The 20,672-nt window shown below is 68.5% G+C and carries 31 protein-coding genes and 1 pseudogene; 21 read left to right on the top strand and 11 right to left on the bottom strand.

What is annotated here, in order from left to right; genetic code table 11:
- The 13 genes and pseudogenes from WDZ95_RS14640 to WDZ95_RS14580 all read left to right on the top strand — a co-directional run.
- Positions 1-127 (top strand): annotated as a pseudogene (locus WDZ95_RS14640) (elongation factor Tu); the annotation flags it as partial.
- Positions 128-138: 11 nt separating this feature from the next.
- Complete coding sequence (gene rpsJ / locus WDZ95_RS14635) at positions 139-453, top strand: 30S ribosomal protein S10 (RefSeq protein ID WP_166228709.1); 315 nt, start codon at positions 139-141, stop codon at positions 451-453.
- A 198-nt stretch (positions 454-651) separates the two neighbouring features.
- Entirely contained in the window at positions 652-1,326 is a 675-nt protein-coding gene (gene rplC, locus WDZ95_RS14630; protein ID WP_287470248.1) for a 50S ribosomal protein L3, read from the top strand.
- Positions 1,326-1,949 (top strand): 50S ribosomal protein L4, encoded by a 624-nt coding sequence (gene rplD / locus WDZ95_RS14625; RefSeq protein ID WP_425779401.1) that lies wholly within the window; start codon positions 1,326-1,328, stop codon positions 1,947-1,949. Before rplC ends, rplD begins: the two co-directional genes overlap by 1 nt.
- A complete protein-coding gene (gene rplW, locus WDZ95_RS14620) occupies positions 1,946-2,260 on the top strand; it encodes a 50S ribosomal protein L23 (protein ID WP_166228703.1) in 315 nt (104 codons plus the stop codon). The genes rplD and rplW overlap by 4 nt, the downstream gene beginning before the upstream one ends.
- A 2-nt stretch (positions 2,261-2,262) precedes the next feature.
- The gene (rplB, locus tag WDZ95_RS14615) at positions 2,263-3,087 is read left to right on the top strand and encodes a 50S ribosomal protein L2 (RefSeq protein WP_166228701.1); all 825 of its coding nucleotides are present in this window, start codon (positions 2,263-2,265) and stop codon (positions 3,085-3,087) included.
- Between the two features lie 12 nt (positions 3,088-3,099).
- Positions 3,100-3,375 (top strand): 30S ribosomal protein S19, encoded by a 276-nt coding sequence (gene rpsS / locus WDZ95_RS14610; protein ID WP_166228699.1) that lies wholly within the window; start codon positions 3,100-3,102, stop codon positions 3,373-3,375.
- A gap of 9 nt (positions 3,376-3,384) precedes the next feature.
- The gene (gene rplV, locus WDZ95_RS14605) at positions 3,385-3,720 is read left to right on the top strand and encodes a 50S ribosomal protein L22 (RefSeq protein ID WP_166228697.1); all 336 of its coding nucleotides are present in this window, start codon (positions 3,385-3,387) and stop codon (positions 3,718-3,720) included.
- A gap of 13 nt (positions 3,721-3,733) precedes the next feature.
- Positions 3,734-4,609, top strand: a complete 876-nt coding sequence (gene rpsC, locus WDZ95_RS14600) for a 30S ribosomal protein S3 (RefSeq protein ID WP_166228695.1) — start codon at positions 3,734-3,736, stop codon at positions 4,607-4,609.
- 2 nt (positions 4,610-4,611) lie between these two features.
- On the top strand, positions 4,612-5,028 hold the full coding sequence (rplP, locus tag WDZ95_RS14595) for a 50S ribosomal protein L16 (protein ID WP_166228693.1): 417 nt from the start codon (positions 4,612-4,614) through the stop codon (positions 5,026-5,028).
- A gap of 16 nt (positions 5,029-5,044) precedes the next feature.
- Entirely contained in the window at positions 5,045-5,245 is a 201-nt protein-coding gene (gene rpmC / locus WDZ95_RS14590) for a 50S ribosomal protein L29 (RefSeq protein ID WP_166228691.1), read from the top strand.
- 11 nt (positions 5,246-5,256) lie between these two features.
- The gene (rpsQ, locus tag WDZ95_RS14585) at positions 5,257-5,526 is read left to right on the top strand and encodes a 30S ribosomal protein S17 (protein WP_166228689.1); all 270 of its coding nucleotides are present in this window, start codon (positions 5,257-5,259) and stop codon (positions 5,524-5,526) included.
- Positions 5,527-5,619: 93 nt separating this feature from the next.
- Positions 5,620-6,129 (top strand): peroxiredoxin, encoded by a 510-nt coding sequence (locus WDZ95_RS14580; RefSeq protein ID WP_425779397.1) that lies wholly within the window; start codon positions 5,620-5,622, stop codon positions 6,127-6,129.
- 9 nt (positions 6,130-6,138) lie between these two features.
- On the opposite strand, the gene WDZ95_RS14575 is transcribed toward WDZ95_RS14580, so the two are convergent.
- Both WDZ95_RS14575 and WDZ95_RS14570 read right to left on the bottom strand, forming a co-directional pair.
- Positions 6,139-6,639: a GNAT family N-acetyltransferase gene (locus WDZ95_RS14575; RefSeq protein WP_425779395.1), complete on the bottom strand. Its 501-nt coding sequence runs from the start codon at positions 6,637-6,639 to the stop codon at positions 6,139-6,141.
- 57 nt (positions 6,640-6,696) lie between these two features.
- Entirely contained in the window at positions 6,697-7,368 is a 672-nt protein-coding gene (locus WDZ95_RS14570; protein ID WP_425779393.1) for a cytochrome b/b6 domain-containing protein, read from the bottom strand.
- Positions 7,369-7,503: 135 nt separating this feature from the next.
- On the opposite strand from WDZ95_RS14570, the gene WDZ95_RS14565 reads away from it, so the two are divergent.
- A complete protein-coding gene (locus tag WDZ95_RS14565) occupies positions 7,504-7,956 on the top strand; it encodes a c-type cytochrome (RefSeq protein ID WP_166228682.1) in 453 nt (150 codons plus the stop codon).
- Positions 7,957-8,032: 76 nt separating this feature from the next.
- Here the strand turns inward: WDZ95_RS14565 and WDZ95_RS14560 are convergent, their stop codons facing one another.
- Positions 8,033-8,536, bottom strand: coding sequence for a TlpA family protein disulfide reductase (locus tag WDZ95_RS14560; protein WP_425779391.1), 504 nt, complete (start codon positions 8,534-8,536; stop codon positions 8,033-8,035).
- A 63-nt stretch (positions 8,537-8,599) separates the two neighbouring features.
- Here WDZ95_RS14560 and WDZ95_RS14555 point away from each other — a divergent pair, with 63 nt between their 5' ends.
- Complete coding sequence (locus WDZ95_RS14555; RefSeq protein ID WP_425779389.1) at positions 8,600-9,304, top strand: DUF4197 domain-containing protein; 705 nt, start codon at positions 8,600-8,602, stop codon at positions 9,302-9,304.
- 7 nt (positions 9,305-9,311) lie between these two features.
- On the opposite strand, the gene WDZ95_RS14550 is transcribed toward WDZ95_RS14555, so the two are convergent.
- Both WDZ95_RS14550 and WDZ95_RS14545 read right to left on the bottom strand, forming a co-directional pair.
- A complete protein-coding gene (locus tag WDZ95_RS14550) occupies positions 9,312-9,716 on the bottom strand; it encodes a thioredoxin fold domain-containing protein (RefSeq protein ID WP_425779387.1) in 405 nt (134 codons plus the stop codon).
- Between the two features lie 5 nt (positions 9,717-9,721).
- Entirely contained in the window at positions 9,722-11,005 is a 1,284-nt protein-coding gene (locus WDZ95_RS14545; RefSeq protein ID WP_425779385.1) for a CaiB/BaiF CoA transferase family protein, read from the bottom strand.
- A 70-nt stretch (positions 11,006-11,075) separates the two neighbouring features.
- Here WDZ95_RS14545 and WDZ95_RS14540 point away from each other — a divergent pair, with 70 nt between their 5' ends.
- The 5 genes from WDZ95_RS14540 (at position 11,076) to ptsP (ending at position 15,401) form a co-directional block, all read left to right on the top strand.
- On the top strand, positions 11,076-11,615 hold the full coding sequence (locus tag WDZ95_RS14540; protein WP_425779383.1) for a hypothetical protein: 540 nt from the start codon (positions 11,076-11,078) through the stop codon (positions 11,613-11,615).
- Positions 11,612-12,889, top strand: coding sequence for an MFS transporter (locus tag WDZ95_RS14535; protein ID WP_425779381.1), 1,278 nt, complete (start codon positions 11,612-11,614; stop codon positions 12,887-12,889). The genes WDZ95_RS14540 and WDZ95_RS14535 overlap by 4 nt, the downstream gene beginning before the upstream one ends.
- On the top strand, positions 12,886-13,332 hold the full coding sequence (locus WDZ95_RS14530) for a PTS sugar transporter subunit IIA (RefSeq protein WP_425779379.1): 447 nt from the start codon (positions 12,886-12,888) through the stop codon (positions 13,330-13,332). Before WDZ95_RS14535 ends, WDZ95_RS14530 begins: the two co-directional genes overlap by 4 nt.
- Positions 13,301-13,570 carry an HPr family phosphocarrier protein gene (locus WDZ95_RS14525; protein WP_166228670.1) on the top strand — a complete coding sequence of 90 codons (270 nt, stop codon included), beginning with the start codon at positions 13,301-13,303 and terminating at the stop codon, positions 13,568-13,570. The genes WDZ95_RS14530 and WDZ95_RS14525 overlap by 32 nt, the downstream gene beginning before the upstream one ends.
- A gap of 82 nt (positions 13,571-13,652) precedes the next feature.
- Positions 13,653-15,401 carry a phosphoenolpyruvate--protein phosphotransferase gene (gene ptsP, locus WDZ95_RS14520; protein ID WP_166228668.1) on the top strand — a complete coding sequence of 583 codons (1,749 nt, stop codon included), beginning with the start codon at positions 13,653-13,655 and terminating at the stop codon, positions 15,399-15,401.
- A 25-nt stretch (positions 15,402-15,426) separates the two neighbouring features.
- Here ptsP and WDZ95_RS14515 read toward each other — a convergent pair whose 3' ends face one another.
- The 6 genes from WDZ95_RS14515 to WDZ95_RS14490 form a co-directional block, all read right to left on the bottom strand.
- Complete coding sequence (locus WDZ95_RS14515; protein WP_425779377.1) at positions 15,427-16,371, bottom strand: DMT family transporter; 945 nt, start codon at positions 16,369-16,371, stop codon at positions 15,427-15,429.
- Between the two features lie 103 nt (positions 16,372-16,474).
- Positions 16,475-17,176 carry an AraC family transcriptional regulator gene (locus WDZ95_RS14510; RefSeq protein ID WP_425779375.1) on the bottom strand — a complete coding sequence of 234 codons (702 nt, stop codon included), beginning with the start codon at positions 17,174-17,176 and terminating at the stop codon, positions 16,475-16,477.
- A 1-nt stretch (position 17,177) separates the two neighbouring features.
- On the bottom strand, positions 17,178-18,137 hold the full coding sequence (lipA, locus tag WDZ95_RS14505) for a lipoyl synthase (RefSeq protein ID WP_425779373.1): 960 nt from the start codon (positions 18,135-18,137) through the stop codon (positions 17,178-17,180).
- A gap of 15 nt (positions 18,138-18,152) precedes the next feature.
- On the bottom strand, positions 18,153-18,845 hold the full coding sequence (gene lipB / locus WDZ95_RS14500; RefSeq protein WP_425779371.1) for a lipoyl(octanoyl) transferase LipB: 693 nt from the start codon (positions 18,843-18,845) through the stop codon (positions 18,153-18,155).
- Positions 18,846-18,852: 7 nt separating this feature from the next.
- On the bottom strand, positions 18,853-19,137 hold the full coding sequence (locus WDZ95_RS14495; protein WP_166228660.1) for an HP0495 family protein: 285 nt from the start codon (positions 19,135-19,137) through the stop codon (positions 18,853-18,855).
- 8 nt (positions 19,138-19,145) lie between these two features.
- Positions 19,146-20,024, bottom strand: coding sequence for a D-amino acid aminotransferase (locus WDZ95_RS14490; protein ID WP_425779369.1), 879 nt, complete (start codon positions 20,022-20,024; stop codon positions 19,146-19,148).
- A 140-nt stretch (positions 20,025-20,164) separates the two neighbouring features.
- Here WDZ95_RS14490 and WDZ95_RS14485 point away from each other — a divergent pair, with 140 nt between their 5' ends.
- Positions 20,165-20,671 carry an ATP synthase subunit I gene (locus WDZ95_RS14485; RefSeq protein ID WP_425779367.1) on the top strand — a complete coding sequence of 169 codons (507 nt, stop codon included), beginning with the start codon at positions 20,165-20,167 and terminating at the stop codon, positions 20,669-20,671.
- Position 20,672 lies beyond the last annotated feature (1 nt).

Genomic DNA, 20,672 nt, shown 5'->3' with positions numbered 1-20,672 from the left:
GGGCGACAACGTGTCGATCACCGTCAAGCTGATCGCCCCGATCGCCATGGAAGAAGGCCTGCGCTTTGCCATCCGCGAAGGCGGCCGCACCGTCGGCGCCGGCGTCGTGGCCAAGATCATCGAGTAAGGAGCGATCGCATGTCCACCAAGCAAAAGATCCGCATCCGCCTCAAGGCCTTCGACTACAAGCTGATCGACACCTCGGCCGCCGAGATCGTCGAGACCGCCAAGCGCACCGGTGCCATCGTCAAGGGCCCCGTGCCCCTGCCCACGCGCATGAAGCGTTTCGATATCCTGCGCTCGCCGCACGTCAACAAGACCAGCCGCGACCAGTTCGAGATCCGCACGCACCAGCGCCTCATGGACATCGTCGACCCGACCGACAAGACGGTCGACGCGCTCATGAAGCTCGACCTGCCCGCGGGCGTGGACGTCGAGATCAAGCTGCAATAAGGCCCTGAGCCTCCGCCAGGCGGAAACGCCCGGCGGCGCTTGCAGAAAGAAAGCCCGCTGGCTATACTGGCGGGCTTTCCAGCTTCTGGCTGGAGATTTCGTGGCGCCGGCACATCCCGCAGGGATCCGGCCCTTCGCGCGAAACCCCGGTTTCGCACCATCAGCCCCGGCCAATTGCAGTCGGGAACGGAGAAAACAATGAGTCTGAGCAACTCCCTCGGGTTGTTGGGCCGCAAGGTGGGCATGATGCGCCTTTTCACCGACGACGGGGACGCAGTGCCTGTCACGGTGATCGACGTGTCGAACAACCGCGTCACCCAAGTCAAGACCCAGGCCAACGACGGCTACGACGCGCTGCAAGTCACCTTCGGCAAGCGCCGTGCCTCCCGTGTCACCAAGCCGGTGGCCGGTCATCTGGCCAAAGCCGGCGCCGAAGCCGGTGAAATCATCCAGGAATTCCGCGTCGCCGCCGACGTGGCTGCCCAGTACCAGCCGGGCGCCGTCGTGGCCGCCAACGCGCTGTTCGCCGCCGGCCAGAAGGTCGACGTGCAGGGCACCTCGATCGGTAAAGGCTTCGCCGGCACCATCAAGCGCCACAACTTCGGTTCGCAGCGTGCGTCGCACGGCAACAGCCGTTCGCACAACGTCCCGGGCTCCATCTCCATGGCCCAGGACCCGGGCCGCGTGTTCCCGGGCAAGCGCATGACGGGTCACATGGGCGATGAGACCGTGACCACCCAGAACCTCGACATCGTTCGTGTGGACGAGGCGCGCCAACTGCTGCTCGTCAAAGGCGCCGTTCCCGGCTCCAAGGGTGGCTTCGTCACCGTGCGCCCGGCCATCAAGGCCCAGGCCGCCAAAGGAGCGAAGTGATGCAAGTCGAACTCCTCAATGACCAGGGTCAGGCCGCGTCCAAAGTGGACGTGCCCGAGACCGTCTTCGGTCGCGATTACAACGAGGCGCTGATCCACCAGCTCGTGGTGGCCTATCAGGCCAACGCCCGTCAAGGTACGCGTGCGCAAAAAGACCGCCAGATGGTCAAGCACTCGACCAAGAAGCCGTTCAAGCAGAAGGGCACCGGCCGCGCTCGCGCCGGCATGACCTCGTCGCCGCTGTGGCGCGGGGGCGGTCGCATCTTCCCGAACAGCCCCGACGAGAACTTCACCCAGAAGATCAACAAGAAGATGTACCGCGCCGGCATGGCGTCCATCTTCTCGCAACTGCTGCGTGAAGGCCGCCTGTCGGTGGTCGAGTCGATCAAGGTCGATTCGCCCAAGACCAAGCAGCTCGCCGACAAGTTCAAGGCCCTGAACCTCAAGACCTCGGTCCTCGTGATCGCCGACGAGGTTGACGAGAACCTGTACCTGGCCTCGCGCAACCTGGTGAACGTGCTCGTGGTCGAGCCGCGTTACGCCGATCCGCTGTCGCTGGTGCACTACAAGAAAGTGATCGTCACCAAGGCGGCGATCGAGCAGCTCAAGGAGATGTTCGCATGAGCGCCATTCAATTCGACGAAGGCCGCCTGATGCAGGTCCTCGTGGCACCGATCGTGTCCGAGAAGGCCACCATGGCGGCCGAGAAATCCAACGCCGTGCTCTTCAAGGTGCTGCGCGACGCCACCAAGCCCGAAATCAAGGCCGCCGTTGAGCTCATGTTCAAGGTGCAGGTCAAGGGCGTGTCGGTCGTGAACCAGAAGGGCAAGACCAAGCGCTTCGGCAAGACCGTCGGCCGCCGCGATCACGTTCGCAAGGCCTACGTGACCCTGATGCCGGGCCAGGAACTCAACTTCGGTGGGGAGGCCGCGTAATCATGGCTGTGATCAAGATGAAACCGACCTCGCCAGGCCGTCGCGGCATGGTGAAGGTCACGCGCGAAACCCTGCACAAAGGCTCCGGTTTTGCGCCCCTGCTGGAACCCCAGCACCAGAAGTCGGGCCGCAACAACAACGGCCACATCACCACCCGCCACAAGGGTGGTGGTGCCAAGCACCACTACCGCGTGGTCGACTTCCGTCGCAACAAGGACAACATCCCGGCCAAGGTCGAGCGCATCGAGTACGACCCGAACCGCACCGCGCACATCGCGCTGCTGTGCTACGCCGATGGCGAGCGCCGCTACATCATCGCGCCCCGTGGCGTCGAGGTGGGCGCCACGCTGCTGTCGGGTTCGGAGTCGCCCATCCGCGTGGGCAACACGCTGCCGATCCGCAACATTCCCGTCGGTTCGACGATCCACTGCATCGAGCTGCAGGTCGGCAAGGGCGCGCAGATCGCGCGCTCGGCCGGTGCTTCCGCCGTGCTGCTGGCCCGCGAAGGCATCTACGCCCAGGTGCGCATGCGCTCGGGTGAAGTGCGCAAGATCCACGTGGACTGCCGCGCCACCATCGGCGAGGTGTCGAACACCGAGCACAGCCTGCGCCAGATCGGCAAGGCCGGTGTGAAGCGCCATATGGGCATCCGCCCGACCGTTCGCGGTACCGCCATGAACCCGATCGACCACCCGCACGGTGGTGGTGAAGGCAAGACCGGCGAGGGTCGCGCTCCGGTGGATCCGTGGGGCAACCTCACGAAGGGCTACCGTACCCGCAACAACCGCCGCACGCAGTCGATGATCGTCTCGCGTCGCAAGAAGTAAGGGGTTGACCACATGACTCGTTCGCTCAAAAAGGGTCCCTTCGTGGATCACCACCTGCTGGCCAAGGTTGAGAAAGCCCAGGCCACCAAGGACAAGAAGCCGGTCAAGACCTGGTCGCGCCGTTCGATGGTCCTGCCCGAGTTCATCGGCCTGACGATCGCCGTGCACAACGGCAAGCAGCACGTGCCGGTGTACATCACCGACCAGATGGTCGGTCACAAGCTCGGCGAGTTCTCCCTGACGCGCACCTTCAAGGGCCATCCGGGTGACAAGAAAGCCAAGAAGTAAGGAAAGACCATGAGTACGGAAACCCGCTCTGTCGTCCGTGGCGTGCGCCTGTCGGTGGACAAAGGCCGCCTCGTGGCCGACCTGATCCGTGGCAAGAAGGTGGACCAGGCCCTCAACATCCTGTCCTTCACCCAGAAGAAGGCCGCTGGCATCGTCAAGAAGGCCCTCGAATCCGCCATCGCCAATGCCGAGCACAACGACGGTGCCGACATCGACGAGCTGCGCGTGAAGACGATCTACGTCGAGCAAGGCACGACGCTCAAGCGTTTCGAGGCCCGCGCCAAAGGCCGTGGCAACCGCATCAGCAAACCCACGTGTCACATCTACGTGACGGTCGGCAACTGAGAGGCACAGGAACATGGGACAGAAAATCAACCCGACCGGCTTCCGCCTGGCCGTCTCGCGCAACTGGGCCAGCCGTTGGTACGCCAGCAACCGCGACTTCGCCGGCATGCTGGCCGAAGACATCAAGGTGCGTGAGTACCTCAAGGGCAAGCTCAAGAACGCCGCCGTCTCGCGCGTGGTGATCGAGCGCCCCGCCAAGAACGCCCGCATCACCATCTACTCGGCACGTCCGGGCGTGGTGATCGGCAAGAAGGGCGAGGACATCGAGAAGCTCAAGAAGGACCTGGCCGCCAAGCTCGGCGTGCCGGTGGCCGTGAACATCGAAGAAGTGCGCAAGCCCGAGATCGATGCCAAGCTGATCGCCGACTCGATCACCCAGCAGCTCGAGAAGCGCATCATGTTCCGCCGCGCCATGAAGCGCGCGATGCAGAACGCCATGCGCCTCGGTGCCCAGGGCATCAAGATCATGAGCGCCGGTCGTCTGAACGGCATCGAGATCGCCCGCACCGAGTGGTACCGCGAAGGCCGCGTGCCCCTGCACACCCTGCGCGCCGACATCGACTACGGCACCTCCGAAGCCAAGACCACCTACGGTGTTATCGGCGTCAAGGTGTGGGTCTACAAGGGCGACACCCTGGGTCGCAACGACGCGCCTGTGGTCGCCGAGCCGCGCCCCGAAGAAGAGCGCCGCCCGCGTGGCCCGCGCCGTGAGCGTGAGCGTCCGGCCGGTCCGGCTGCCCGCGCCGCTGTTCGCCGTGGCACCAACACCGCTCCCGCCGACGGCAGCGACAAGCCCGCCGAAGCCACGGGTGGTGATTCCAAACCCGCCGTTAAGCGTGTTCGCAAAGACGCGCCCGCACCTGCAGCTGCGGACGGCAAAGGAGAATAAACATGTTGCAACCCGCTCGTCGCAAGTACCGCAAGGAGCACAAAGGCCGTAACACCGGCGTCGCCACCAGCGGCGCCACCGTGGCCTTTGGCGACTTCGGTCTCAAGTCCACCGACCGCGGCCGCCTGACGGCCCGCCAGATCGAGGCCGCGCGCCGCGCGATCTCCCGTCACGTCAAACGGGGCGGCCGCATCTGGATCCGCGTGTTCCCGGACAAGCCGATCTCGCAGAAGCCCGCTGAAGTCCGTATGGGCAACGGCAAGGGTTCGGTCGAGTACTACGTGGCCGAAATCCAGCCCGGCAAGGTGCTGTACGAAATCGTTGGCGTGCCCGAGCAACTCGCTCGCGAAGCCTTCGCCCTGGCCGCCGCCAAACTTCCCCTGCGCACCACCTTCGTGACGCGCATGCTGGGTCAGTGATTCAGGAGAACTCACAATGAAATCTGCTGAACTGCGCCAGAAGGACGTGGCCGGCCTCGAAGCCGAAGTCAAATCGCTGCAGAAGGCCCATTTCGGTCTTCGCATGCAGAAGGCCACGCAACAACTCAACAACACCGCCACGCTGGGTGACACCCGCCGTGCCATCGCTCGCGCCAAGACCATCCTGGCCGAGAAGCAGCGCGCTGCCGCCAAGTGAAGGAGCGAACCATGACGGAAGCCAAAACCTCCCTCCAGCGCACCCTCATCGGCAAGGTGGTCAGTGACAAGCGTGCCAAGACCGTGACGGTCCTGGTCGAGCGTCGCGTGAAGCACCCGATCTACGACAAGATCGTGATCAAGTCGAGCAAGTACCACGCGCACGACGAAAAGGGCGAATACAAGCTGGGCGATCTGATCGAGATCACCGAGAGCCGCCCGATCTCCAAGACCAAGAACTGGGTGGCCAGCCGCCTGGTGCAAAAGGCCGCCATCGTCTGAGTCCCATTCGGGCCCCGGGCGACACGCCTCGAAAAAGCGACCGACAATCCGGTCGCTTTTTTCTTTTCCAGCCCCCCAACACGAGGAGTCACCATGATCAAGGTCGGAGACAAGCTGCCCGCCGGCACGCTGATGGAATACAGCGAGGTCGAAGGCGAAGGCTGCAGCATTGGCCCCAACCCCGTCGACGTGCACAAGGCCAGCGCGGGCAAGACGATCGCGATCTTCGCGCTGCCCGGCGCGTTCACCCCCACCTGCTCGGCCAAGCACGTGCCGGGCTTCGTGCAGCAGGCCGCCGAGTTCAAGGCCGCCGGGGTCGACGAGATCTGGTGCATCAGCGTCAACGACGCCTTCGTGATGGGCGCCTGGGCGCGCGATCAGAAGACCGCCGGCACGGTTCGCATGCTGGGCGACGGCAGCGCCGACTACACCAAGGCCACGGGCCTCACGTTGGACCTGACGGCGCGCGGCATGGGCCTGCGCAGCAACCGCTACTCGATGCTCGTGAAGGATGGCGTGGTGAAGTCGCTCAACATCGAAGCCCCGGGCAAGTTCGAGGTGAGCGATGCCGGCACGCTGCTGGCCCAGGCCAAGGCGCTGTGAGCGCCGGCCTCAGAGGTCGACCTTGAGGTAGTGCGCCCCCGCAATGGGGTTGTGGTAGTAGGGCGCGATCTCGACGAAGCCCGCCTCCTGGTACAGGGCGCGGGCCGCCTCCATGTCGGACAGCGTGTCGAGCAGCATGGTGTCGTAACCCGCGATTTGCGCCTGCGTGAGGATGCGGTCCACCAGCTGGCGCCCCAGGCCGAAGCCGCGGAATGCGGTGCGCACGAACAGGCGTTTCATTTCGCAGGCGTTCAGGTGGTCGCTGCTGTGCAGCGGCCGCAACGCGCAGCAGCCCGCGGGCTCACCATCGACCAGCGCCAGCAGCAAGGCGCCGCCGGGTGCGGCGTATTCGCCGGGCAGGTGGTCGACCTCGTGGGCGAAACCCTGGAAGCACAGGTCCACGTCGAGTGAGGCCTGGTAGTCCAGGAACAGCGCTCGAATGGCTTGCAGGTCTTCGGCGGATTCGGCCAGTCGCAGCTCGATGGCGGCGTTGGCGGAGGGATCGGGCATCGTCGTGCAGGCGCCGTGGGCTTCAATGGCGGCGAAGGGCACTATACGCGAGCGGCCTCAGTAGGTGACCTGGCCCAGGCGCACCAGCCACCACACCACGGCGCCGGACGCCAACAGGACCGACAGGGCCAGCAGGCGGGTGCCCAGGGTGTCGCGCGAAGCGGGCACGGGTACCGGCAGGTGCTTGTCGCCGGTGAGCATGGCCCGCGTGAGGGCCTGTCGCTTGACCAGCCGGTAGACCACGATGGCCACGATGTGCAGCACCACCAGGCCCAGGATCAGCAGCTTGCCGACCTCCTTGTGGTAGCCCGTGGCGGCCACCACCGTCTCGCCCGAGACGAAGCGCACCAGCGGCCCGAAGGTGGCGATCTCGTCGTCGCTGATCAGGCCGGTGCCCACCTGGGCCAGCAGGATGAACAAGAGCGCGAACACCGAGAGCGCGCCCAGGGGACTGTGACCGGCAGAATGGTCCGCGGGCGACTGCCCGCGCAGGTACCGCAGCAGCGCGCCCGGCCCGTACAGGAAACTGGCAAAACGCGACCAGTGCCCGCCGATCAGGCCCCACACCAGGCGAAACAGCAGCAGCGCGAGCACCGCATAGCCCAGGCGCATGTGCCAGTTCATCCAGCTGCCGCCCAGCGTGCCGGTCACGATCAGGCCGAACACGCTCAGCGCGAGCAGCCAGTGAAAGACACGGGTGGGCAGATCCCAAATGCGGACAGGGTGCATGTGTGGCTCCGGAAAGCGGGTGACGAAAGGATCGGGTAAAACCCTGCGGGTTCCATTGGAACTTTAGCGGTTGCGAATCCCCCCACGCGCGCCGGCCCCTTGCCGGCCACCCACACCTCAAATCGGAGTCTCTCCATGAAGTTGATCGCCTCACTTGCGCTGGCTGTCGCCGCCGGCACCCTGGCCGCGCCCGCCATGGCCCAGTTCCAGAAGCCCGAAGACGCCATCAAGTACCGCAAGGCCAGCTTCACCGTGCTCGCCACCCACTTCGGCCGCCTGGGCGCGATGGCCAACGGCCGCGCGCCTTTCGATGCCAAGGCCGCAGCCGAAAGCGGCGCCGTGATCGAAATGGCGGTCAAGCTGCCGTGGGAGGCCTTCGGCCCGGGCACCGACAAGGGCGACACCCGCGCCGAGCCCGCGATCTGGACCGAACAGGCCAAGTTCAAGGCCGCTGCCGACAAGGCGCAGACCGAGGTCACCAAGCTCGCCGCCGCGGCGAAAACGGGCAACCTCGACGCCATCAAGGCCTCGTTCGGCGCCGCGGGCGCGAGCTGCAAGGCCTGCCACGACGACTTCCGCAAGAACTGATCCGCGCAGCGCCTCGCGTAGCAAAAAGGCCGGGTGTTTCCACCCGGCCTTTTTGCTGGCGCACAGATCCGCTCGCTCAGGCCGCCAGCAGCTTCTCGATCAGCGTGTGCAGGGCCTGCATCTCGGGCTCGCCCACGTAGCGCTTGACGATCTGGCCCTGCTTGTCGAGCAGGTAGGTGGTGGGCGTGAGCTTCACGTCACCCCAGGCCTTGGCGATGTCGCCCGTGTTGTCCAGGGCCACCTTGAAGGGCAACTGGCGCGACTGCGCGAAGTTCACCACCCAGGCAGGCGGGTCGTAGCTCATGGCCACGGCCACGGTCTCGTATCCCTTGGGCGCGTACTTGTGGTGGGTGGCGACCAGCGAAGGCATTTCCTTCACACAGGTCACGCAGGTGGTGGCCCAGAAGTTCACCAGGGTCACCTTGCCGCGCAGGTCGGCGGTGCGCATCGCGGTGCCGTCCAACAGCACGAAGTTCGAATCGGGGGCGTCTTCGCGGCCGCTGCAGCCGCTCAGGCCGAGCAGGGCGCCTGCGCCCAGCACCGCGCCGGCGCCAAGCAGGGCGCGTCGCTGGGGCATCATCGGGTTTGTCATTTCGGGTCTCGCCATCTACAGTGCCTGGCCTGTCACCACCGGGGGTTTTCCATGCAGCGCCGCCAGTTCCAAGTCGCATCCATCAGCAGCCTGGGGCTGCTGATTGTCGCCGCTCACCGGCAAGCCTGGGCGCTGTCCTTGTCCGACCTGTCCGACAAGGATGCCACCGCGGGCATCCGGGCGGCGCTCGAAAAGGGCGCGCTGGCTGCCGTTGGCTTGCTGGGCAAGACCGATGGATTCCTGGGCAACCCGAAAGTTCGGATTCCGCTGCCCGGTTATCTGGAAGACGCGGCCAAGCTGCTCAAAATGACCGGCCAGGGCCCGCGCGTGGACGAGCTGATCACCGGCATGAACCGCGCCGCCGAGCAGGCGGTGCCGCTGGGCAAGGACCTGCTGGTCGGCGCGGTCAAGTCGATGAGCGTGACCGACGCCAAGAACATCCTGGGCGGCGGCGACAACGCCGTGACCCAGTTCTTTGCCGACAAGACCCGCGTGCCGCTGGGCGAGAAGTTCCTGCCCGTGGTCACGCGCACCACGGAGAAGGTCGGGCTGGCGCGCAGCTACAACCGCGTGGCCGAACGCGCCGCGGGCCTGGGCCTCGTGAAGAAGGAAGACGCGAACATCGAGCGCTACGTGACCGGCAAGTCGCTCGACGGGCTGTACACCATCATCGGCGAGGAAGAGCGCAAGATTCGCCAGGACCCGGTGGGCACGGGCAGCGCCCTTCTCAAGAAGGTGTTCGGCGCCCTGAAGTGAGCGGACGCTACTTCCTGAGTCCCTGCCGCGCCGTCTCGAGCCGCTGGTTCAGGTACTCGCCGTAGAAGTCGCGAGACGACACGCCCACCAGCCGTTCCGCCCGCTCCCGGCCGTCCGGGCCGAAAAACATCACCGTCGGCGTGAAGCCGGCCTTCCAGGTTTCTGCCAGCGCCGCGGGGGTGGTGGTGTGGCCGTCGAAGTCCTGGATCGTGGTGGCGCGGTCCTGCACGTCGAGCTGCACCGCAAAGGCCTTGCCCTCGCGCATGAGGGGGTGCAGGTAACTGTTGCGCACGAGCTCGCAGTAGACGCAGCCGCGCAGCGTGGTCATGACGACCAGGGGCTCGCCGCGGCCAGCCACGGCCTGCACGGCGGCGCGCAGCGAAGCGGGGGTGGGCAGGGCTTGGTAGGCCATGCCGCTCAGATGGCCCCGGCGGCGCGCAGTTGCGCCACCCGCTCGGCATCGGCGCCGAGCCATTCGTGCAGCACCTGCTCGGTGTGCTCGCCCAGCAGCGGCGGCGGCAGGTCGCTGCGCACCGGCGTCGCGCTCATCTTGATCGGGCTCGCCACCAGGTCCACCGCGTCGGCCAACGGGTGCTGCCAACGCTGCACCATGCCGCGGTGCTGCACGTGGGGGTCGGCGAACACCTCGGCCAGGTTGTTGATGGCGCCGCAGGGCACCTTGGCGGCTTCGAGCGCGGCGAGCCAGTCGGCCTTGCCGCGGGTCTTGAGGATGCGCTCGAGCTCGGGCACGAGCACCGCGCGGTGGCGCACGCGGTTCTGGTTGCGCGCGAAGCGTTCGTCGCTGGCGAGCTCGGGGCGGCCGGCCACCTCGCAGAACTTCGCGAACTGCCCGTCGTTGCCCACGGCGAGGATGATGTGTTGCGCTTGGCCGTTCGCGTCGGGGGCGACCTCGAACACCTGGTAGGGCACGATGTTCGCGTGGGCGTTGCCCGCGCGCCCGGGCACCTGCCCGTCTTCGCGGCCACGCACGAGGTAGTTGGCGCCGAGGTTGGCGAGCATGGCCACCTGGGTGTCAAGCAGGGCCATGTCCACGTGCTGGCCCTCGCCGGTGCGCTCGGCATGGCGCAGCGCGGCCTGGATCGCCACCGTGGCGTACAGGCCGGTGAACAGGTCGGCCACGGCCACGCCCACTTTTTGCGGCCCGCCGCCGGGCAGGTCGTCGCGTTCGCCCGTGATGCTCATGAGCCCGCCCATGCCCTGCACCGCGTAGTCGTAGCCTGCGCGGTCCTTGTAAGGGCCGGTCTGGCCGAAGCCGGTGATGGAGCAGTAGACCAGCCGCGGGTTGATCGCGTGCAGCGATGCGAAGTCGAGGCCGTAGCGCGCCATGTCGCCGACCTTGTAGTTCTCCACGAACACATCGGCCTGCGCGGCGAGCTCGCGGATCAGGGCCTGGCCCGCGGGGGTCGAGAGGTCGCAGGTGATCGAGCGCTTGTTGCGGTTGGCGCCCAGGTAGTAGGCGGCCTCGGCGGTGTCCTGCCCGTCGCGTCCGCGCAGGAAGGGGGGGCCCCAGCCGCGCGTGTCGTCGCCCCCGGGGTGCGAACCGCTGCGTGGCCGCTCGACCTTGATCACGTCGGCGCCGAGGTCGGCGAGGGTCTGCGTGCACCAGGGCCCGGCCAGCACGCGCGAGCAATCGAGGATGCGGATACCATCCAGTGCGTTCCGGCGTCCAGATTCGTTCATGCATGCATTGTGCGCGAGCGGATTGTGCGCCGGGTGTCGCCGCCGCTCGGCGCACGCCTGTCCTGCCCTCATGCCCTTGTTCCGCCCTAACGGCCTGTTGCCGCTGCTGGCCACGCCGCTGCTGCTCGCGGCCTGCTCCCCCACCTTCAACTGGCGCGCCCTGCCCACCGACGGCGCGCCCTTGCAGGCGCTCATGCCCTGCAAGCCTGAGAAGGCCGAACGCCAGGTGCCGCTGGCGGGCGTGGCCACGTCCCTGCAGATGCGCTCGTGCGAGGCCGGTGGCCTGACCTTCGCCGTGGCCTGGGCCGACGTCGGCGATGCGGCCCGCGTGGCCCCCGCGCTGGCCGGCTGGCGACGCGCCAGCCTGTTGGCCTTGCAGGCCGACCCGGCCCTGGCCGACAGGCCGCCGGCAGGTGCACCCCGGCCCGTGAAGGGCGCGAGCGAAGCGATCGGCCTGCAGGCCGAAGGCCGCGACCACCGCGGCGCCCCGATGCGCATGCAGGCCGTGCACGCCACGCGCGGCACGCTGATCGTGCAGGCCGCGGTGTACGGCGCGGCCATCGACGAGCGCGCGGCCGCGACCTTTTTCGAAGGGCTCGAACTGCCATGAGCGGCACGGCGGCGGCCGCACGCCTGCCCGACCTGCTCAGCGCCCGCGGCGCGGTGCTGGTGTTCCTGGTCTTCGCGTTCACCTATTTCCTGTCGGCGCTCGTGCGTGCGATCACGGCCACGCTCTCGCCCACGCTGAGCCAGGAGTTCGCGCTCACGCCGGGCCATCTGGGCCTGCTCGCGGGCGGCTACTTCTTCGGCTTCGCGCTCACCCAACTGCCGCTGGGCAACTGGCTCGACCGCCATGGCCCCAAGCGCGTGGTGCTCGCGTTCCTGGGCCTGGCGGTGCTGGGCTGCGTGGCCTTCGCGCTGGCCGACAGCTTCGCGGGCCTGCTCGCCGCGCGTGTGCTCACCGGCATGGGCCTGAGCGCCTGCCTCATGGCCCCGCTCACGGGCTTTCGCCGCTGGTTCGCACCCACCACGCAGCTGCGCGCGAACTCGTGGATGCTCATGACCGGCTCGCTCGGCATGGTGGCCGCCACGCTGCCGGTGCAGTGGCTGATGCCGGTGATGGGCTGGCGCGGCCTGTTCTGGTCGCTGGCCGTGCTGCTGCTCTTGTCCATGGCCGTGATCTTTAGCGCGGTGCCGCGCTGGCGCACCGAGCCGCACCCGCACACCGACAACGAGCCGGTCGAAAGCGGCTACGGCCTGGTCTGGCGCAACGCCTATTTCCGCACCATGGTGCCGGTGGGCTTCGTCAACTACGGCGGCATGGTGGCGGTGCAGACGCTGTGGGCCGGCCCCTGGATGGTCAAGGTCGCGGGCTACACGCCGGGCGAGGCCGCCGGCGGCCTGTTCGCGATCAACCTGAGCATGCTCACCGCGTTCTGGCTCTGGGGCGTGGTGACACCGCGCCTGTCGCACCGCGGCCTGCGGCCCGAGGTGCTGATCGGCTGGGGTCTGCCCTCGAGCCTGCTGGTGATCGCGGCCATCGTGCTGCTGGGCGATCGCGCGGGCTGGCCGGTGTGGGCGCTGTTCTGCGTGAGCTCCACGTTCGTTGCGCTGTCGCAGCCCGCGGTGGCGCTCGCCCTGCCGCCGCAGGCCGCCGGGCGGGCGCTGTCGGCCTACAACCTGGTGATCTTCGCGGGCGTGTTCCTGCTGCAGTGGGGCATCGGTCTGGCGATCGACGCGCTCTCGGTGTTCGGCTGGGACGAGGCGACGCGCTACCGCGGCGCGGTCGCGCTGTTCGGGCTGTGCTGCCTGGCGGCCTACGCGGCCTTCTGGCGCGGCTGGCGCCGCATCGAGCGGGACCGCGCCGCTACACTGGGCGCATGAACGGCATCCTGCTGATCGCGCACGCGCCGCTGGCCTCGGCCCTGCGGCAATGCGTGCTGCACGTGTTTCCCGACGCGCAGGACGCGGTGGTCGCGCTCGACGTGCAGCCCAACGTGCCGCCCGAAGAAACGCTGGCGCAGGCGCGCATGCTGCTCGCGCAGACGGCACGCCCGCAGACGCTGGTGGTCACCGATGTGTTCGGCGCCACGCCCTGCAACGTGGCCCAGCGCCTGGTGGACGGCGTGCGCACCAAGCTCATCACGGGCGTGAACCTGCCCATGCTGTTGCGCACCGTGAGCTACCGCCACGAATCGCTCGACGCGCTCATCTCGCGCGCACTGATCGGCGCCACCCAGGGCGTGATGCAGGTGGCCGTGACCGCTCCCCAGAACCAGGCCCGACGAAGCCCGCATGATCAAGACCACCGCGACCATCAGCAATAAGCTGGGCCTGCACGCCCGCGCCTCGGCCAAGCTCACCAAGCTGGCGGGCTCTTTCAAGTGCGACGTGTTCATGGCGCGCGGCGAGCGCCGCGTGAACGCCAAGAGCATCATGGGCGTGATGATGCTGGCCGCCGGCATCGGCACCGCGGTGGAGATCGAGACCAACGGGCCCGACGAGCAGGCCGCGATGGACGCGATCCTCGCCCTGATCGACGACAAGTTCGGCGAGGGCGAATGACGAGACCCCCACGCTCCGCCGCTTCGCGGCTCGCTGCCCCCCGCGGGGGCTGTTCCGCCTTGGGGCGGCCCGGCGGCGCAACATGACCTTCAGTGTCCACGGTCTCGCGGTGTCCCGGGGCGTGGCCATCGGGCGGGCCGTGATCGTGGCCGCGAGCCGCGTCGACGTGGCGCACTACCTGATCTCGCCCGACGAGGTCGAGGCCGAGATCGAGCGCCTGCGCCGCGCGCGTGCGGTGGTGGTGGAAGACATCCTGCGGGTGCAGCGCTCGCTCGCCGAACTCGGCCCCAACGACGCCCACCCCGAGCTCACCGCGCTGCTCGACGTGCACCTGATGCTGCTGCAGGACGAGCAGCTCACGAGCGGCGTGAAGCACTGGCTGGTGGAGCGCCACTACAACGCCGAGTGGGCGCTGACCACGCAGCTCGAGGTCATCTCGCGCCAGTTCGACGAGATGGAAGACCCCTACCTGCGCGAGCGCAAGGCCGACCTCGAACAGGTGGTGGACCGCATGCTGCGCGTGATGCGCGGCGAGGCGCCCGCGGTGTCGGTCGAGGCCGCGGCCAATGCCGCGAACCGCGGCAAGGAAGACCCGCTGGTGCTGATCGCGCACGACCTGTCGCCGGCCGACATGCTGCAGTTCAAGCAGAGCGTCTTCGCGGGCTTCGTCACCGACGTGGGCGGCAAGACCAGCCACACCGCGATCGTGGCGCGCAGCATGGACATCCCGGCCGTGGTGGGCGCGCGCTCGGCGAGCCACCTGATCCGCCAGGACGACTGGGTCGTGATCGATGGCGATGCCGGCGTGGTGGTGGTCGACCCCTCGCCCATCGTGCTGGCCGAGTACGGCTTCAAGCAGCGCCAGGTCGAGATGGAGCGCGAGAAGCTCTCGCGCCTCAAGCACACGCCCGCGGTCACGCTCGACGGGCAGAAGATCGAACTGCTCGCGAACATCGAGCAGCCCAACGACACGGTGGCCGCCCTCAAGGCCGGCGCCATGGGCGTTGGGCTGTTCCGCAGCGAGTTCCTGTTCATGGGGCGCAGCGGCCAGCTGCCCGATGAGGAAGAGCAGTACCAGGCCTACCGCCGCGCCATCGAGGGCATGCAGGGTTTGCCGGTGACCATCCGCACGGTCGACGTCGGCGCCGACAAGCCGCTCGACCGCGGTGCCCCGCGCAGCGACGACCACCTCAATCCCGCGCTGGGCCTGCGCGCGATCCGCTGGAGCCTGGCCGATCCCGCGATGTTCCTCGCGCAGCTGCGCGCCATCCTGCGCGCCGCCGCGCACGGGCCGGTGAACCTGCTCATTCCCATGCTGGCGCACGGCAGCGAGATCCGCCAGACCCTGGCGCTGGTGCAGCGCGCGCGCGAGCAGCTCGACGCCGCCGGCGTGCCGCACGGCCCCGTGAAGCTCGGCGCCATGATCGAAGTGCCCGCGGCCGCGCTCACCATCCCGCTGTTCCTGCGCCATTTCGATTTCCTCTCGATCGGCACCAACGACCTGATCCAGTACACGCTGGCGATCGACCGCGCCGACGAGGCCGTGTCGCACCTCTACGACCCGCTGCACCCCGCGGTGTTGCAGCTCGTGGCCAGCACCATCGCGCAGGCGCGCGAGCAGGGCAAGGGCGTGAGCGTGTGCGGCGAGATGGCGGGTGACGTGACCCTCACGCGGCTGCTGCTGGGCATGGGCCTGCGCAGCTTCTCCATGCACCCGTCGCAGATCCTCGCGGTCAAACAGCAGATCCTGCGCAGCGACACGGTCAAGCTTGCGGGCTGGGCGCAAGAGGTGCTGCGCGCCGACGACCCCGCGGCGCTGCTGGCCGACTGATCGTGCGCGGCGCCCGCGGGCCGCTTCAGTGCGCGGCCGGCGCCGGCCGGTGCGCCGAGATGCCGGCCAGCACGCTCGCGCTCACCAGCACCATGGCCAGGGCCTCGAGCGCGGTGGGCCAGCGCGCTTCCCACAGAAAGCCGTAAAGCAGCGCGAACAGGGTTTCGAACAGGATCATCTGCCCGATCATGGTCAGCGGCAGCAGGCGGCTGGCGCGGTTCCAGAAGGCATTGCCCAGCACCGAGGCCACCACCGCCATGCCCGCCGCCACGCCCGCGAAGCCCAGCCATTGCGCGCCCGTGTGGTCGGCGGCGGATGTGCCCGCGAAGGCCGGCACCGCGAGCAGCACCGCGAGGCCGCCCGTGACCAGGCCGGTGAGCAGGCTCCAGTCGTGCGAAGAGATGTGGTCCAGCCGCGCCAGCCAGCGGCTGTTGCTCACGGCGTAGGACGTCCACGCGGCGAGTGCGCCCACGGCGCAGAGAAAGCCGGTCACGCGCCTGGCCAGGGGCGCGTCGGACGCCATGCCGATCGCCTGCCACGCCACGCAGGCGATGCCCGCGATGCCCAACGCCAGCGGCAGCGCGAGCCGGCGCAGCGGCACCGCGCCTTCGCCGCGGCTGCCGATGACCGTGACCGCCACCGGCAGGAAGCCGATCACCAGCGAGGTCATGGCCATGCCGCCGAGCTGCACCGCGCTGGCCAGCAGCACGTAGTAGACGATGTTGCCCTGCAGGCTCAGGCGCAGCAGCGCGCCCCATTCGGTGCGGCCGATGCGGGGCGCCAGCGCGCGCCAGCGCGGTGCGATCAGCGCCAGCGCCACCAGGCCGTAGGCCAGGTAACGCGCCGCCGACAGCTGCAGCGGCGTGAACGCGCGGGCAAGCTCGGGCGCGAGGAACACGAAGCCCCAGGCCGCGCCGGCCGCGGCGCCGAAGGCAATGCCCAGGCCGATGGCGTGGCCGGGGCGGGTCATGGGAGGGGGGCAGGGCACGGGCACATGGGCGCGATCCTAGGGCCACGGACCGTCGCGATCCGCGCGTGTATCGTCGCGATCCGCCGGTGTCGCGCCGCGGTTGTCAGCGGCCGGACGTCGCGCGGCGCAGCGCGGCCGTGAGCGCCGAGGGCGAGCGGTAGCCCGCGCGCCGGGCCGCGTCGGCCACGCTGAGGCCGTCGGCCCGCCAGGCGCGCGCCTGGGCCAGGCGCTGGCGGCGCAGCCATTGCATGGGGCTGTGTCCCTGCTCGGCCTGGCAGCGCGCGGTGAATTGCGAGGGGCTCAGGTGGACCTGCTGTGCGAGGTCGGCCACGCTGAGCGGAGCGTCCAGGCGGTGGGCGAGCCAGGCGCTCAAAGCGGTCCAATCGATCGTGCGCCGCACGCGCGGCGCGGGGGCGGTGGTCCTGGCGTCGGGCCGCGACCAGGCCTCGAGCAGCAGGTCGGCGCCGAGCCGGCGCGCGCGCGGCAGGGGCGTGGCGACGGCTTCGGCGAGGTAGCGCGCCAGCGCCGACACGCCCGGCGCCGGCGTGGGGGTGGCGCGCGCCCAGTCGGGGTTGTGCGAGTCGAGCACCAGGCAGCGCGTGGCCCCGCGGCCTTCGAAGTCGTGGCGGTCGCCCGGGGCGATCACGCAGCCCTCGCCTTGCGCGAGCCGCCGGCCGCGGCCTTCCACCTCGAGCTCGAGCACGCCTTCGAGCCCGACGAGGACCTGGAAGTGGTCGTGGTCGTGGCTGCCGGGCGAGGCGCCGTAGGCGCGCACGCTCAAGTGATCGTGCGCACCGCGGTCCATGTCACTTGGCCAGCGCTTCCAGCACGCCATGCGCCTGCTGGTCGGCGTGGTAGCTGCTGCGCACCATGGCGCCCACGGCGGCGTGGGTGAAGCCCATTTCGTAGGCCTTGGCTTCGAACATCTTGAAGGTGTCGGGGTGCACGTAGCGGCGCACCGGCAGGTGGTGGCCGCTGGGCGAGAGGTACTGGCCGATGGTGAGCATGTCGATGCCATGCGCGCGCATGTCCTGCATGACCTGCAGGATCTCCTCATCCGTTTCGCCCAGGCCCACCATCAGGCCGCTCTTGGTGGGCACGTGCGGGAACAGGGCCTTGAACTTCTTGAGCAGGTTCAGGCTGAACGCGTAGTCGGAGCCCGGGCGCGCTTCCTTGTACAGGCGCGGCACGGTCTCGAGGTTGTGGTTCATCACGTCGGGCGGCGCGGCCTTGAGGATCTCGAGCGCGCGGTCGTCGCGGCCGCGGAAGTCGGGCACCAGCACCTCGATGGTGGTCTCGGGCGAGAGCGCGCGCGTCTGGCGGATGCACTCGACGAAATGGCCCGCGCCGCCGTCGCGCAGGTCGTCGCGGTCCACGCTGGTGATCACCACGTACTTGAGCTTGAGCTGCGCGATGGTCTTCGCGAGGTTCATGGGCTCGTCGGCGTCGAGCGGATCGGGGCGGCCGTGGCCCACGTCGCAGAACGGGCAGCGGCGCGTGCACTTGTCGCCCATGATCATGAAGGTGGCCGTGCCCTTGCCGAAGCACTCGCCGATGTTGGGGCAGCTCGCCTCTTCGCACACCGTCACGAGCTTGTTCGCGCGCAGGATGTCCTTGATCTCGTAGAAGCGCGTCGTGGGGCTCCCCGCCTTGACGCGGATCCACTCGGGCTTCTTGAGCGTTTCGGCCGGCACGATCTTGATCGGGATGCGCGCGGTCTTGGCCTGGCTCTTCTGCTTGGCGGTGGGGTCGTAGGTGGTGCTCATGGCGGGCGGGGGAGGTCAGGGCGTGAGGCGGGCGATGAGCTGTTCGCTCAGCACGCGGGCCGCTTCGTCCCAGGCAACAGGGACACCGATTGTAGAAAGGTCGACCGTTTCGAGGCCCGCGTAGCCGCAGGGGTTGATGCGGCGGAAGGGTTGCAGGTCCATGGCCACGTTGAGCGCCACGCCGTGGTAGGTGCAGTGGCGGCTCACCTTGATGCCGAGCGCGGCGATCTTGCCCAGGCCCTTGAAGTCGGGCTCGGGCGCGGGGCTGCCAGGCTCGCGCCGCGCGGGGGCCTGGGGCAGACGGGCATGGCTGCCCGGGTCCTCGAGGCGCACATAGATGCCCGGCGCGCCCGCCACCCGGTGGCCCGTGACGCCGAAGCGGTCGAGCGTGCGGATCACCGCGTCTTCGATGCGGTAGACGTATTCCTTCACGTAGTAGCCCGCGCGCTGCAGGTCGATCAGCGGATAGGCCACCACCTGCCCGGGGCCGTGGTAGGTGACCTGGCCGCCGCGGTTGGTGGCGACCACTTCGATATCGCCCGGCGCGAGCAGGTGGTCTTCGCGGCCCGCGAGGCCTTGCGTGAAGACCGGCGGGTGCTCGCAAACCCAGAGCTCGTCGGGGGTGTCAAGGCCGCGCGCGGCGGTGAAGGCCTGCATCGCCTCGTAGGTGGGCCGGTAGTCGACCCGGCCGAGCGAGCGCAGCTGCATGGCCGGCTCAGAGCACGACCTTGACCAGCGGGTGCGTGGTCAGCGTGCGGTAGACCTCATCGAGCTGGTCGCGGCTGGTGACGAACACGGCCACCGTGAGGCCCATGTAGTTGCCGGCCTTGCTCGGGCGGCGCTCGAGCGTGCTGGCGTCGAACGACGGATCGAAGTTGCGCACCACCTCGACGATGGCCTCGGCGAAGCCCTCCACGTTCTCGCCCATGACTTTGATGGGGAAGTGCGTGGGATAGGTGATGAGCGACTGCTCGGGTGGGATGTCGGGCGGCGTGTTCATGGCGGTGCTCAGATGGATTGCGCAGCGATGGCGCGTTGGTAGGCCGCGTGCAGCCGCGCGCCCACGGGCCCGGGGCGGCCGCTGCCCACGGGACGGCCATCGAGGCGCGTGACCGGCAGCACCTCCTTGGTGGCCGAGGACAGCAGCAGCTCGTCGGCGGCGAAGACCTCCTCGCGCGTCACGCGGCGCAGCTCGAACGCAATGCCTTCGTCGCGGCAGATCGATTCGATCAGTCCGTAGCGGATGCCTTCGAGCACGAGCTCGTCCCTGGGCGTGCCCAGCACGGCGCCGTTCTTCACGACCCACACGTTGCTCGACGCGGCCTCGCTCAGGAAGCCGTCGCGGAACATCACCGTTTCGGTGGCGCCCACGTCGGCGCTGATCTGGCGCGCCAGCACCGAGCCGAGCAGGCTCGTGCTCTTGATGTGGGCCTTGCGCCAGCGGAAGTCGTCGGCCGTCACGCAGGCCACGCCTTCGGCACGCTGTCCGGCGCCCGGTTGTTTCATCTCGCTGGCCAGGGCGAACACGGTGGGCACCAGGCCATCGGGCATCACGTGGTCACGCACCGCGACGCCGCGCGTGACCTGCAGGTACACGAGCTGGTTCGCCGCGCCCGCGGCCTGCCGGTCGGCAATGAGGCGGCGCGCGATCGCCAGCCATTGCTCGCGCGTGTGCGGGTTGGGAATGCGCAGTTCCTGCAACGACCGCTCGAGCCGCGCCATGTGTTCGTCGAAGCGGAAGATGCGGCCTCCGTAGGCCGGCAGCACTTCGTAGACGCCGTCGCCGAAGATGAAGCCGCGGTCGAGCGGGCTGATTCGCGCGTCCTTGACCGGGCCGTAGCTTCCATCGAGGAAACACAGCGCATCGGGCAGGAACGGGGAGGTCATGGCGGGATTATCGGCCGCGGGGTATACCGAGGGCGTGACGAGGCCCGGCACCTTGACGGTGCCATGGGGTTTCTACGTATAATCAATGGCTTTGCGACTCGGACCCACCTGTCATTTGTCTGTCAACCGCGATGTCGACCATGCTGCAAGCCAAGCCGACACCGCGCTGGACCGATGACCACGGAGATGGGGCGCAAGAACCCGAATTCAAGCCGCTGACGCGCGAAGAGGCGCAGCAGTGGCGGGCCAGTCAGCCGGTGCTTTCGCCCTGGCGGCTGGTTGGGGTGCAGTGGCTCGTGGGGCTGCTGGCCGCCGTGCTTGCCTGGCTGCTGTCGCGGTCGGTGCCGCTGGCGGTCTCGGTCCTCTACGGTGCGGCAGCGGTGGCACTTCCCTCGGCCTTGATGGCCTACGGGTTGACCTCCAGCGCCTTGTCCCGGCTGTTGTCGGGCTTTGCGCAGGCTGCTTTCGCCGGCTTCCTGTTCTGGGAAGGTGTCAAGGTTCTGCTGTCGGTGGCCATGCTGGCCGCCGCGGTGTGGATCCTGCCCGAGCCGAACTGGATGGGCTTGCTGATCGGGATGGTGTTGGTTCTCAAGGTCTTCTGGTTTGGGTTTCTGCTCCAGACCCGCAGGCCGGTCAAAAACGGTTGAC

It is taken from the genome of Hydrogenophaga sp. T2, from assembly GCF_049843535.1.
GTDB classification, from domain to species: domain Bacteria; phylum Pseudomonadota; class Gammaproteobacteria; order Burkholderiales; family Burkholderiaceae_C; genus Hydrogenophaga; species Hydrogenophaga crocea.
This window is presented reverse-complemented; position numbering and strand designations above follow the sequence as displayed.

Coding starts and splice junctions, on each gene's coding strand:
- rpsJ (WP_166228709.1), top strand. CDS start 139: ATGTCCACCAAGCAAAAGATCCGCATCCGCCTCAAGGCCTTCGACTAC.
- rplC (WP_287470248.1), top strand. CDS start 652: ATGAGTCTGAGCAACTCCCTCGGGTTGTTGGGCCGCAAGGTGGGCATG.
- rplD (WP_425779401.1), top strand. CDS start 1,326: ATGCAAGTCGAACTCCTCAATGACCAGGGTCAGGCCGCGTCCAAAGTG.
- rplW (WP_166228703.1), top strand. CDS start 1,946: ATGAGCGCCATTCAATTCGACGAAGGCCGCCTGATGCAGGTCCTCGTG.
- rplB (WP_166228701.1), top strand. CDS start 2,263: ATGGCTGTGATCAAGATGAAACCGACCTCGCCAGGCCGTCGCGGCATG.
- rpsS (WP_166228699.1), top strand. CDS start 3,100: ATGACTCGTTCGCTCAAAAAGGGTCCCTTCGTGGATCACCACCTGCTG.
- rplV (WP_166228697.1), top strand. CDS start 3,385: ATGAGTACGGAAACCCGCTCTGTCGTCCGTGGCGTGCGCCTGTCGGTG.
- rpsC (WP_166228695.1), top strand. CDS start 3,734: ATGGGACAGAAAATCAACCCGACCGGCTTCCGCCTGGCCGTCTCGCGC.
- rplP (WP_166228693.1), top strand. CDS start 4,612: ATGTTGCAACCCGCTCGTCGCAAGTACCGCAAGGAGCACAAAGGCCGT.
- rpmC (WP_166228691.1), top strand. CDS start 5,045: ATGAAATCTGCTGAACTGCGCCAGAAGGACGTGGCCGGCCTCGAAGCC.
- rpsQ (WP_166228689.1), top strand. CDS start 5,257: ATGACGGAAGCCAAAACCTCCCTCCAGCGCACCCTCATCGGCAAGGTG.
- WDZ95_RS14580 (WP_425779397.1), top strand. CDS start 5,620: ATGATCAAGGTCGGAGACAAGCTGCCCGCCGGCACGCTGATGGAATAC.
- WDZ95_RS14575 (WP_425779395.1), bottom strand. CDS start 6,639: ATGCCCGATCCCTCCGCCAACGCCGCCATCGAGCTGCGACTGGCCGAA.
- WDZ95_RS14570 (WP_425779393.1), bottom strand. CDS start 7,368: ATGCACCCTGTCCGCATTTGGGATCTGCCCACCCGTGTCTTTCACTGG.
- WDZ95_RS14565 (WP_166228682.1), top strand. CDS start 7,504: ATGAAGTTGATCGCCTCACTTGCGCTGGCTGTCGCCGCCGGCACCCTG.
- WDZ95_RS14560 (WP_425779391.1), bottom strand. CDS start 8,536: ATGATGCCCCAGCGACGCGCCCTGCTTGGCGCCGGCGCGGTGCTGGGC.
- WDZ95_RS14555 (WP_425779389.1), top strand. CDS start 8,600: ATGCAGCGCCGCCAGTTCCAAGTCGCATCCATCAGCAGCCTGGGGCTG.
- WDZ95_RS14550 (WP_425779387.1), bottom strand. CDS start 9,716: ATGGCCTACCAAGCCCTGCCCACCCCCGCTTCGCTGCGCGCCGCCGTG.
- WDZ95_RS14545 (WP_425779385.1), bottom strand. CDS start 11,005: ATGAACGAATCTGGACGCCGGAACGCACTGGATGGTATCCGCATCCTC.
- WDZ95_RS14540 (WP_425779383.1), top strand. CDS start 11,076: ATGCCCTTGTTCCGCCCTAACGGCCTGTTGCCGCTGCTGGCCACGCCG.
- WDZ95_RS14535 (WP_425779381.1), top strand. CDS start 11,612: ATGAGCGGCACGGCGGCGGCCGCACGCCTGCCCGACCTGCTCAGCGCC.
- WDZ95_RS14530 (WP_425779379.1), top strand. CDS start 12,886: ATGAACGGCATCCTGCTGATCGCGCACGCGCCGCTGGCCTCGGCCCTG.
- WDZ95_RS14525 (WP_166228670.1), top strand. CDS start 13,301: ATGATCAAGACCACCGCGACCATCAGCAATAAGCTGGGCCTGCACGCC.
- ptsP (WP_166228668.1), top strand. CDS start 13,653: ATGACCTTCAGTGTCCACGGTCTCGCGGTGTCCCGGGGCGTGGCCATC.
- WDZ95_RS14515 (WP_425779377.1), bottom strand. CDS start 16,371: ATGACCCGCCCCGGCCACGCCATCGGCCTGGGCATTGCCTTCGGCGCC.
- WDZ95_RS14510 (WP_425779375.1), bottom strand. CDS start 17,176: ATGGACCGCGGTGCGCACGATCACTTGAGCGTGCGCGCCTACGGCGCC.
- lipA (WP_425779373.1), bottom strand. CDS start 18,137: ATGAGCACCACCTACGACCCCACCGCCAAGCAGAAGAGCCAGGCCAAG.
- lipB (WP_425779371.1), bottom strand. CDS start 18,845: ATGCAGCTGCGCTCGCTCGGCCGGGTCGACTACCGGCCCACCTACGAG.
- WDZ95_RS14495 (WP_166228660.1), bottom strand. CDS start 19,137: ATGAACACGCCGCCCGACATCCCACCCGAGCAGTCGCTCATCACCTAT.
- WDZ95_RS14490 (WP_425779369.1), bottom strand. CDS start 20,024: ATGACCTCCCCGTTCCTGCCCGATGCGCTGTGTTTCCTCGATGGAAGC.
- WDZ95_RS14485 (WP_425779367.1), top strand. CDS start 20,165: ATGCTGCAAGCCAAGCCGACACCGCGCTGGACCGATGACCACGGAGAT.